This is a genomic window from Facklamia miroungae, from assembly GCF_012396555.1.
Taxonomy (GTDB): domain Bacteria; phylum Bacillota; class Bacilli; order Lactobacillales; family Aerococcaceae; genus Facklamia; species Facklamia miroungae.
The window spans coordinates 21,235-31,983 of sequence record NZ_JAAXPS010000013.1; the positions used below are offsets into that span (position 1 = coordinate 21,235).

General features: G+C 36.4%; 9 protein-coding genes. 8 read left to right on the forward strand and 1 reads right to left on the reverse strand.

The window, feature by feature from the left end; translation table 11 throughout:
- The first annotated feature begins 157 nt into the window (after positions 1-157).
- From HF969_RS09090 to HF969_RS09125, 8 genes are all read left to right on the forward strand, one after another.
- Complete coding sequence (locus tag HF969_RS09090) at positions 158-3,166, forward strand: bifunctional FdrA/YlbE family protein (RefSeq protein WP_090290447.1); 3,009 nt, start codon at positions 158-160, stop codon at positions 3,164-3,166.
- Positions 3,159-4,085 carry an oxamate carbamoyltransferase subunit AllH family protein gene (locus tag HF969_RS09095; protein WP_090290448.1) on the forward strand — a complete coding sequence of 309 codons (927 nt, stop codon included), beginning with the start codon at positions 3,159-3,161 and terminating at the stop codon, positions 4,083-4,085. The genes HF969_RS09090 and HF969_RS09095 overlap by 8 nt, the downstream gene beginning before the upstream one ends.
- Positions 4,086-4,874 carry a (S)-ureidoglycine aminohydrolase gene (gene allE, locus HF969_RS09100; RefSeq protein ID WP_090290449.1) on the forward strand — a complete coding sequence of 263 codons (789 nt, stop codon included), beginning with the start codon at positions 4,086-4,088 and terminating at the stop codon, positions 4,872-4,874.
- A gap of 9 nt (positions 4,875-4,883) precedes the next feature.
- Positions 4,884-5,954: an ureidoglycolate dehydrogenase gene (allD, locus tag HF969_RS09105; protein WP_090290450.1), complete on the forward strand. Its 1,071-nt coding sequence runs from the start codon at positions 4,884-4,886 to the stop codon at positions 5,952-5,954.
- A 234-nt stretch (positions 5,955-6,188) separates the two neighbouring features.
- The gene (locus HF969_RS09110; RefSeq protein ID WP_168427207.1) at positions 6,189-7,805 is read left to right on the forward strand and encodes a PucR family transcriptional regulator; all 1,617 of its coding nucleotides are present in this window, start codon (positions 6,189-6,191) and stop codon (positions 7,803-7,805) included.
- 193 nt (positions 7,806-7,998) lie between these two features.
- The gene (locus tag HF969_RS09115; RefSeq protein ID WP_090290452.1) at positions 7,999-8,286 is read left to right on the forward strand and encodes a DUF5960 family protein; all 288 of its coding nucleotides are present in this window, start codon (positions 7,999-8,001) and stop codon (positions 8,284-8,286) included.
- 127 nt (positions 8,287-8,413) lie between these two features.
- Positions 8,414-9,244 carry a hypothetical protein gene (locus HF969_RS09120; protein WP_210727926.1) on the forward strand — a complete coding sequence of 277 codons (831 nt, stop codon included), beginning with the start codon at positions 8,414-8,416 and terminating at the stop codon, positions 9,242-9,244.
- A 50-nt stretch (positions 9,245-9,294) separates the two neighbouring features.
- Positions 9,295-9,690: a YbgA family protein gene (locus HF969_RS09125; protein WP_090290453.1), complete on the forward strand. Its 396-nt coding sequence runs from the start codon at positions 9,295-9,297 to the stop codon at positions 9,688-9,690.
- A 155-nt stretch (positions 9,691-9,845) separates the two neighbouring features.
- Here HF969_RS09125 and HF969_RS09130 read toward each other — a convergent pair whose 3' ends face one another.
- Positions 9,846-10,547, reverse strand: coding sequence for a hypothetical protein (locus HF969_RS09130; RefSeq protein WP_143406577.1), 702 nt, complete (start codon positions 10,545-10,547; stop codon positions 9,846-9,848).
- Positions 10,548-10,749 lie beyond the last annotated feature (202 nt).

Sequence of the window (10,749 nt, forward strand, 5' to 3'; positions counted from 1 at the left end):
ATTCTATCATTATTTACTTCGCATCCAGTACAAAATAAAATAAAAACGAATATCATTTTTGTTCGAAATGAACAAAAGACCCTTATCTATTTGTAAGCTGAGCAATCGAAATACATTAGGGAAACCGATATAATATTATATAAAGGGAGGGATTTTCTTGTTATTCACAAAAATTCAAAAAGGGAATTATCAAGACTCGATTAACTTGATGCTCTTATCTGCAGAAGTTAATAAAGTGGATGGTGTGATTCAAGCCCAAGTCATGATGGCGACTGATGCCAATAAAGATATCTTTAAAGGAGCAGGCCTTGCTACCCCAGAATTAGATTCTGCTAGCGCAAATGACTTGGCCATTGTGGTTGAGACAGAAGATCAAGCAGTTTTTGAAAAAGTTTTAGAAGAAATAGATCATTTTTTAGAAGACCTATCCGTTAAGAAACAAACCGATAATAAAGTTGATGTGGATAATTGGGAGGATGCTTTAGAAGCTTTGCCGGATGCCAACTTGGCTTTGGTTTCAATAGCTGGTGAATATGCAGCATATGAAATTGAAAAAGCAATCGATAATAACTTACACGTCTTCTCATTTTCAGATAATGTTTCAATGGAAGATGAAGTCAGATTAAAGGAGAAGGCGCATGAAAAAGGCCTTCTATTTATGGGACCAGATTGTGGAACAGGAATTATTTCCAGTATTCCAATGGCGTTTACCAATGTTGTTAAGCCCGGTAATATCGGAGTTGTGGCAGCATCAGGGACAGGCATTCAGGAAGTTACAACGATCATTGATCGTCTTGGAGGTGGAGTAGTTCACGCAATCGGTACCGGCGGAAGAGATTTGAAGGAAGCTGTCGGCGCTAGAACGATGATTGACGCGATTATTGCTTTAGAAAAGCACCCACTGACTGATGTGATTTGTGTCATTTCTAAACCGCCAGCAAAAGCAGTGCGTGATAAAGTAGTTAAAGTGCTTCAATCGCTTTCAAAACCTGTTGTAGCGATTTTTTTAGGTGAGAAACCGGTTGAACATATTGGTAATGTAGCTTTAGCTTATACCCTAGAAGAAGCAGCGCGAATTGCGATTGATCTATCAAATGGAGAACAAGTTAAAGCCAATTATACTGATCCTTTAGACAACTCATTTGAAGCGAACTTACAAGGCAAGACGGTTAAAGGTCTTTATTCAGGGGGCACTTTAGCTAATGAAGCCGCTATGTTAATTGCAGATGCTTTAGAACTGGGCGAAATTCAAAATGAAGAAGGCTTTATTTTGAATACTCATGGATTCCAAGTAATGGACCTGGGTGATGATGTCTATACGAAAGGTAAGCCGCATCCAATGATTGATCCGAGTATTCGGATCCAGAAATTAGAAGAAGCTTTTGCAAATGAAGATACGGGTGTTATTTTACTAGATGTGGTTTTAGGTTATGGCTCCCATGCAGATATGGCTAATGCCTTGATCCCTACGATTGAAGAAAACCTCAACAAGATGACTGACAGTGACCGCGAAATATATGTTGTAGCTACTGTCACTGGGACAGTGAATGATCCACAAGATTATGATAAAGCAGTTGCCGACTTGAAAGAAGCAGGAGTCTATGTAGAAGCTACCAATGCTAAAGCGGTTCGATTAGCCTTAGAATTGATGGGAGTTCATTATCAATTTTCCGATAAGAAGCACGTGGAATATCAAGGTGAAAAGGTTGAACTACCAAGTCCAAGCGAGCAAGTGCAAGAATTAGTGATGACTTCACCCCGAGTGATCAATATTGGTATTGAAAGTTTTGTCGACCCAATAATTAAATATGGTGGAAAAGCTATTCAGTTTAATTGGCGACCAAAAGCCGGCGGAAATAAAAAATTAATTCGCATCTTGAATGAACTCGAAAAGCATGCTGATGCCATTGATGCAGCCAATCAGAAAGTAATCAATCGCATGCGTGACTCTCAACCCTATTTAGTAGATGTTAAATATGCTAAAGAAGTTATTCCTGAATTAAATACTGAAGAAAAAGTTATCTTACATGCCGGCCCACCTGTGAAATACGAGAATATGACTGGTCCAATGCAAGGTTCAGTCATCGGTGCAATGTTGTTTGAAGGTTGGGCTTCTAATCATGAAGAAGCACAAAAACAAATTGATGCGGGTGAAATTAAGTTCATGCCATGTCATCATGTTGGTGCAGTGGGTCCGATGGGAGGTATTACCACAGCAAACTTCCCTGTCTTTATTGTAGAAAATAAAGCAGATGGAACAACCGGCTATTGTATTATGAATGAAGGAATAGGGACCGTCTTGCGCTTTGGAGCCAATAATGAAGAAGTTATTAACCGTTTAATTTGGATGCGTGATGTTTTGGGACCTGTCTTAGGCCAAGCACTACGTCAAATTGATGGTGGGATTAACGTTAATGTCATGATTGCTAAGGCGATAACTATGGGAGATGAATTCCATCAAAGAAATATCGCAGCTTCGCTTGTTTTCTTAAAAGAAATCGCACCGGTCATTACATCGCTGGATATTGATGCAAATCAAAAGCAAGAAGTCATTCAATTCTTAGCTGATACCGATCAGTTCTTCTTAAATATTGCGATGGCTACTGGAAAGTCAATTGTTGATTATGCACGTAAGATTAAAGAAGGATGTATCGTTACGACCATGGCACGAAATGGGGAAAACTTTGGTATTCGTATAGCAGCTATGGGGGACCAATGGTTTACAGCTCCTGTCAATACACCTAAAGGACTTTATTTCACAGGTTATAGCGAAGAAGATGGTAGTAAGGATATTGGAGACTCTGCGATTACTGAAACAATTGGCTTAGGAGGATCAGCAATTGTAGCTGCACCTGGAGTTACTCGGTTTATTGGTGCGGGAGGTTTTGAAGATGCTGTTCGTATTTCGAATGAGCAATCAAAAATTGTCAGTGCACAAAACCCTAATTGGTCCATTCCAACATGGGATTTCCGTGGATCCAATTTAGGTATTGATATCCGTAAGGTAGTTGAAACAGGAATTGAACCGATTATTAATACGGGAATAGCCCATAAAAAAGCCGGTATCGGTCAAGTAGGAGCCGGGACAGTAACTGCTCCAATCGCTTGCTTCGAGAAAGCTCTAGTAGCCTTTGCAGAATCTTTAGGTATTCAGGTGGATGAATAAGACGGTACGGGATAAAACAAGTTTAATTCTTTCAAGTTATCTTTCTCCCTTAGAAGATCAGACGTATTGGGTAGATTCGGTGTTTGATCACGGAATAAATTTGATTTCAAAAAAAACGGATGGTCCACATCAACTGATTTACCTTTCAGGAGTTAACCAATTAAAAGCTTCAGTTTTAGGAATACAGATAGAGAATAAATCCTTGTTTGATCAAATGATGCAGAAGTTAAAGCCGGGCGAGCAAATACGTCAGTGTAAGGATACATGGTGTCTTTATACGCGCCCTATACCATTTGAAATTAAGCTAATTGATTATCAACAATACTCTTGTTTATTACCGGATTATTCATTAAATCTAACAGTAGATTTTTTACAGGATATGATAGACCTACTTGAACAAGCGCAAATCTATGAGCAATCAGCCTTTAATCAATTGCCTGCCCTAAAACATTATTATCAAAATTTATTGACTGAAAGTTTTCAAAGTCAAGTAGTAAACCATTCAAATGGAATGGTAGAGTTAGTACAATTTCTCTTTGGTAAAGGACTGGGTCTAACCCCTTCAGGTGATGACTTCTTACAAGGGATGTTAGTGTTGGAGCAAGTAACTTTATTCAATCAAAATCGGCTCCCTCAATTTAACCAGTCATTTGGAAGATTACCAGATCTCGTTAAACAGCAAATGCAAATAACGACAACCACTAAAGTTAGTCAGGCTTACTACCATGCCCTTTTTGATAGGCAAGTCAACCCAGTTTGGTTGAAATTCATCAAGGCTATTAAGGAACACTCACCAGAGCAACTGATTCAATCGATTCGGTTAATCCAAACCTATGGCCATACGTCAGGTAATGATATGCTTTTAGGAGCTCAATTCTATTTACAAATAATTAAAAAAAGTTTAAAAGGAGAGGTATAAATGGGATACAAAAACAATAAAACTGGATACAGAGAGGGTTTGTTAGAAAGCCGTGCGATTATTGAGAAAGGCTTATACGCGATTTTACCGCATGATGGGTTAGTCAATAATCAAGTTCCTGGATTTGAAAATGTCCGTATTTCAATTTTGGGAACAGCAGCACTGGGTGCTAGTTTTAATGATTACATTGCTGAATTCTTGGAAGGTGGTAAGAATGAACGTGGTTTCGGTGGAGAAGGACTTGAAACCTTTGCTTATGTTATTTCAGGTAAATTAAAAGTCAGCGATGGGGAAGAAGAACACGTCTTAACAGATGGGGGATATGCTTTCTTCCCAGTAGACCAGTTAATGTTTATGGAAAATGCTCAAAAAGAAATGACGGAAGTTTTCTTATATCAACGGCGTTATGAAGCCATTGAAGGTTATGAAGCATATAAAGTAGTTGGTAATAAAGCTGATTTACAACCCATTGAGTATGAAGGAATGAAAGATGTTCTTTTATGGGACTTCTTACCGACTGATGATTTTGGCTTCGACATGAACATTCATATTCTTGAATTCCAACCAGGTGCAAGCCATGGTTATATCGAAACACATTATCAAGAGCACGGTGCATATCTTCTTTCAGGTCAAGGAATGTATAACTTAGATAACAAATGGTTCCCAGTTGAAAAAGGTGACTACATCTTTATGGGAAGATATTCATTGCAAGCCGCCTATGCTGTGGGACGTGACGAACCTTTATCTTACGTTTATTCTAAAGATGCTAACCGCAATCCTATATTATAGGAGGCTAAAATGACGGATAAAAATAAAACAGTAAAAATCCAAGCCAGTCGTCTTCAAGAGTTAATTAAAAATAAGTTAATGACAGCTGGACTTCCAGAAGATTCTGCTTTAGAAACGGCTAAGCACTTAACTTATGCTGATTTATCTGATATTCATTCGCATGGAGCAGTTCGTGTCGCTTATTATGCTGAGCGCATTGCCAAAGGTGGTGTGACTAAAGAACCTAAGATCACTTATACTAAAACTGGTCCCGCAACTGCAACCTTTGATGGTGATAACGGTCAAGGCCACTATGTTGCTAACCTCGCTTTAGAAAAAGTGATCGATTTAGTCAAAGAAAATGGCATTGCTATGCTAGGAGTGACACACGTTAGTCATACAGGAATGCTCGCTTATTATGTTGAAAAATTAGCAGAAGCTGGTTATGTTAGCTTGTCCATGACACAATCAGACCCAATGGTTGTCCCTTTCGGAGGTTCTGAAAATTACTTTGGAACGAACCCCATCGCCTTTGGCGCACCGCGAAAAAATGGTCGTCCGATTTTCTTTGATATGGCAACAACCGTTCAAGCTTGGGGGAAAGTACTTGATGCGCGTTCAAAAGGCGAATCAATTCCCGATACTTGGGCAGTGGATGCCACAGGTGAGCCAACAACAGACCCTCACAAAGTAGCAGGTCTATTACCAATCGCTGGCCCTAAGGGATATGGTTTAATGATGATCGTAGATATCCTTTCAGGTATGCTTTTCGGTTTACCGTTTGGTAAGAGCGTATCTTCCATGTACAAAGACTTAGACAAGGGTAGAAATTTAGGTCATGTTTATATAGCCATTGATCCAGCGCGCTTTACTAGTCTAGACCAGTTCACAGCAAACATTGAGCAAATGGTCGAGGAACTGCATGCGATTAAACCAGCTGAAGGCTTTGATCAAGTTTATTATCCAGGCGAATTAGCTATTTTGAGTACAGAACGCAATCTTGAGCAAGGCATTGATATTCCAAAGCATATTATTGATTATCTTGAATCCGATACGATTCACTTTGATCAATATGGGAATAAAGATGCTTTTGCTGAGTAAGCAAAATGAACCACTTAAAAAGTCTAACTATTACATTTCATTGTGTAGGTTAGACTTTTTGTGTTTATGAAAAACTAGCAATCGATTATGAAATTTGCTGATTTAAGAGTTTTGATGAAGGTATAACGCTAAACTTTTTTACTGTTAATGATAATCCTTTTATAAAGAGAGTTTTAAAAAGTAGGAAGGAACGACATCTCTTGGTATAATGAAAGCACTAAGGAGATGGTTGCTGTGGTATTGGTAGAAAAATTATTATCAATTGATTACCTCTCAGATATCAAACTATTAACCGATGTTGAAACAACTGTGGGACAAGCTGTTAGCAATGTTGAAATAACAGAGACTCCGGACATTGAATTTTATATTAGTCCAGAGACTTTAATTTTAACCACTGGAATGGTTTTTAAGGAGGATCAATTACAAATGATCCCCTTTATTGATTCACTAATCCGGGCGAAAGCGGCTGGTTTAGCTATTAAGACGGGACGGTTTCTTCATGGGGAACTTCATCCCCAAGTAGTAGCACATGCGAATAAAAGAGGTTTTCCGATTATTAATATTCCTGACAAATACCCATTAGGTCGTTTGCTACATCAAATTTCCAATTACATTTGGAATCAAAGAAAAGAAGAAATAGAATTCGCTTTAAGCATCCAAAAACAATTTTCTGATCTTTTGTTGAATAATACCTCTATTGAGAAAGTTATTAATGAATTCAGCAAAATTATTAAATGTCCGATCATACTCTTAAATCCACTAAAAAAAGTAGTCAGTTATTCCCATCATTTCACTCAAAAACCAATGCTGATGGAAACTGTTCAAAAACAATTCCAATCACGGTTTAAAAATAAAGATGTACCCAATGATTATTTTAAGATGGAAGATGATCATGAACAAACGATTTTAGTTTCTGCTAGTAATGTATTTGTTTTTAAATATTTTCCGCATTATTTATTGATATTGAACCCAGAGAATATGACCTACCCGATCTCCGCCTTTACGATTGATCAAGCGAAGCTGGTTTTATCTTATATTCTGTATAAAACTGAAAAAGTTTTTTCCAGTTATCTACATACTTCATCCAGTTTTATGCTTGAAACAATGAGCGGAGAAACAATCGGTAAGGGTATTCTCTATAAAACAATCGAAGAAATAAAATACATAGATTCAAACTATTATTTAGCAATTGAGGTGAATGTTTCAAGTGCCTTAGAGCCTAAACTTAAAACCGTTAAACTTTATGAAAAGTATGCTTTAATTGTCGATTTTCTAAAAAACTATGGGCAGGATTATTTTAAAGATATGTTTCTCTTTCAAACAGATGCCAACGCACATCTTTATTTAATATTACAAAACCATGTTGGTAACCTCGATGAGAAATTAAAGAAATGTCATGACGACTTATTGAACCTCGTGAATATTGACATGGTCTTTAGTGTTGGCGAATCGGTGGCTTCCATTGACCAAGTATCACGATCAATTGATCAAGCAACTTTAGCTTTTAAAGCTCGTTTAACGGACTACAATAAAGAAATGATCACCTATTACAATAATTCGGGTGTTCAGCACCTGTTTCATGATATTGACAGCAAAGATATTAATTATTTTTGTGAGTCAGTGCTAAAAGAGTTGGCTTATCCTCAAACGAATAACCTAAAGGAATTAAGGGATACGCTGAAAGTATACTTAGACAATCAATGTGAGACAACCCAAACAGCTAATAAGCTGTTTATACATCGCAATACAGTGAAGTATCGGATTGAAAAATGCCAAGAACTATTAGGAGTGGACATTACAGATCCAAAAGTTTCCCTCAACTTACGTATTGCATTAACTTTAAGTGTTTAATTCAAAAACTAAAACGTTATTTATGATTGTGCATAAAAACCTCTTAACAGCAATAAGGTTAAGAGGTTTTTAAAGTGTAAGTCGGGATTTAAATCTTTTCTGTAAGTAAAATTTGCAAATAATACAGAAGAAGCAAAGAAGTTGCACTTTATTTTTACGAACACATGTTCTATAATATCGACGAGGTGATTCGATGTTGAATAAAGAGCAAGCAATGGACATTAAGATTTTTGATTTAGCTTATCGCCAATTAGAAGAAGAGTTTATGAAGTATTCGGCTTTAGGATTGCCGCTTTATTGTGTGATCGACAGTATTGTTCAGATGATGCAGAGTGAAGAAGTAACTTTCTTTATTTTGCCGCGTGCTAAAAGTAAAGATGGTCAAAACCATTATTTTTATTTTAATGTCGTTGGATGTTTTTATGAATACCGTGGGTGTGATTTAGAATTCGATAATCATTTGACCAATATAAAGGTATAAAATAATTTTCATAGGGTATTACACATGGTATAATCCATATGAAAACGTTTTATTATAAATGGTAGTTTAAGCTTAAAATCAGTACATCATCAATAAAAGACAAAGGAATGGTCGATATGATAAAAAAGTGAGTAATGGGAGTAGTCATAAAAAAGAGATTCATTGGTGGTTAGCAGGAAATTATATTTCTTTTATTCTTTCCCTGATTGTGAATTATTTAGGTGGAACGGGTCAAATTAATCATATGAGTCAGCAAGCAGTATCAAATAAGTATCTTACTTTAATTACCCCGGCAGGTTTCACTTTTAGTATCTGGGGTGTTATATATAGTTTGATATTAATTACACTTATTTACTTGATCTTTAAACGTGAAGATAAGCGAGTAATTAGGACTATACAAGTTATTTCTCCTTTTTTTATACTCTCGTGTATTTTGAATATGGCTTGGATTGTTAGCTTTTCCTATGAATTTATAGGCTTATCAGTGATACTAATCTTTTTATTACTTTTAACGTTAATGAAACTAATTGAAATGATTAATAATCAACGAGATTTTATCTCCTATCGTTTGCCAGGCATTACTTTCACACTGTATGCATCATGGGTATTAATCGCTACAATAGTTAATATAGCTTCTTTATTAGTCAAGATAGGATGGAATGGTTTTGGGATTTCTCCATCAATTTGGACATTAATAATCATCACAATTGCGATAATTTTTGTTGTAGTTTATGTAGTGAAGTTCAGAAACGCTGTATTCCCAATTGCGTCTGCTTGGGCTTTTTATGGGATTTATAGTGAGTATGAAAACGAAGTTTACGCTCCTGAATTTGCTTCACTGATTATGCTTGTCTTATTAATAGGTTTGGGTATTTTTGTCTTGACTGCTGTCTATTGCTTCATCAAGAATGAAAATGGAATCTTTCCTAAAAGCCATGAAAAAGCAATTAGTGAATGATAATTAACAAAAAAGCTTTCAGAATAGGTGGGTTTTAAAGGAGAGTAACTATGAATGATTTGAAAACGCAAAAAAGAAAGAGTCAAGTTCTATGGAGCAAGAACAAATACCTCGTTTTATCTAAATCACAGCAATTATATTTAGAAATTCGACAATATCTTAAAAATGATAATGTCGAATTGGCATATGTTCAATGTAAAATAGCGGAAGCGGAAAGAATGCCTGAAAGTAGAAAAGAAAGTACCAATGCTTTTCAACATATTTGGGGCTATTTCAAAAAACAGGTAACTAAGAATGAAAAAGATGCATATTTTAAATTACTAGAAGAGTATCAAAAGGGGCATGCGGGTCAAACTGAAATGATCAGACTTATCAATCAATTGCTTGAGAAATATCCCAATCAATATTTAGAAGCGTCTACTTTATTAAATGATAACAGTCAATAAAGAGTTCGTTTAACACTGAGTAATTCTTACCTCTCTCCGATTAGATCGCTAAGCATTAATCGGGCAAGGTAAGATTTTTAAATTTAAACAGACGAGATGATAAAAACCCTCCCTGTAGGGAAGGTTAAAAACTACTGATTTGAGGAAGTTATTATCTACCAAATACGATAAGCAATGGCGAAATCCATTTGTCCAATTGCTTTATCCCAACGACAGGTCATAAAGGCCGCCATATCATCCCCGTTTCCATAATAGGCCAGGAAGGGGATGGAATCCTCATTATAGAAGTAATTGTATTGAAAATCAGTTTGAACGGGGATGATAGCTGTAATCTCGTAGGCTTTAGATATACCGTCTTCATCTGTAACAATAAATTCATTGCCAGGCTCAAAATAATTTCGGCTAGCGAAGGGTGCAAAGGCACCCGTGTTATTATTATCATAATAATGTCCAAAGAAGGTACGGATGCCGTTCATACCTACTTGAGGAACACCATCCCAACTAAGAACTTCATTGACTTGATCGAAATCTTCTTGACTACCTGTATTTTCTTTCAAAGGGACAAATTCGATAATAATCCCATTCGATTCAATCGTGTTCGGTTGTTTACCTAGATCTTTTCCTTTGGTATGCATGGCATCGATGTAGCTTGCAGGAATAACCGGTTCTTGATTTTGATAATCTTTGTTATCTTTGTCATATTGGGTGACTTCTGAATTGCCATCTTTGATTAATTGCTCGGTCATAGCCCCTGCTTTAGCAGGCTCTTTTTTTTCTTTTTTTAAGCTCGTTTGAATTTTTGCAGGGATGGCTTCTTTGTCTTTGTTTTCAGCACTTATCGGCATCGAGACTGCCATAAAAAAAATCACCAAGCTGAGGACGTTTAGAAATTGTTTGTGCCTCATATAGATCACCTCTTAAATCATTTGTTATTTAGGTTCTATAATAAATAGGGTTGATGGAAGAAAAATACTTCCTTCAACCCTATTTTTTGGTACACAAAAACACAGAAGTCCGATATATTAAAAGCGCTAACCAAAATAGAAAGGACTCTGTGCT

Excerpts from the sequence above, each read along its gene's own strand:
- allE (WP_090290449.1), top strand. The coding sequence starts at position 4,086 with ATGGGATACAAAAACAATAAAACTGGATACAGAGAGGGTTTGTTAGAA.
- allD (WP_090290450.1), top strand. The coding sequence starts at position 4,884 with ATGACGGATAAAAATAAAACAGTAAAAATCCAAGCCAGTCGTCTTCAA.
- HF969_RS09130 (WP_143406577.1), bottom strand. The coding sequence starts at position 10,547 with ATGGCAGTCTCGATGCCGATAAGTGCTGAAAACAAAGACAAAGAAGCC.
- HF969_RS09115 (WP_090290452.1), top strand. The coding sequence starts at position 7,999 with ATGTTGAATAAAGAGCAAGCAATGGACATTAAGATTTTTGATTTAGCT.
- HF969_RS09125 (WP_090290453.1), top strand. The coding sequence starts at position 9,295 with ATGAATGATTTGAAAACGCAAAAAAGAAAGAGTCAAGTTCTATGGAGC.
- HF969_RS09095 (WP_090290448.1), top strand. The coding sequence starts at position 3,159 with ATGAATAAGACGGTACGGGATAAAACAAGTTTAATTCTTTCAAGTTAT.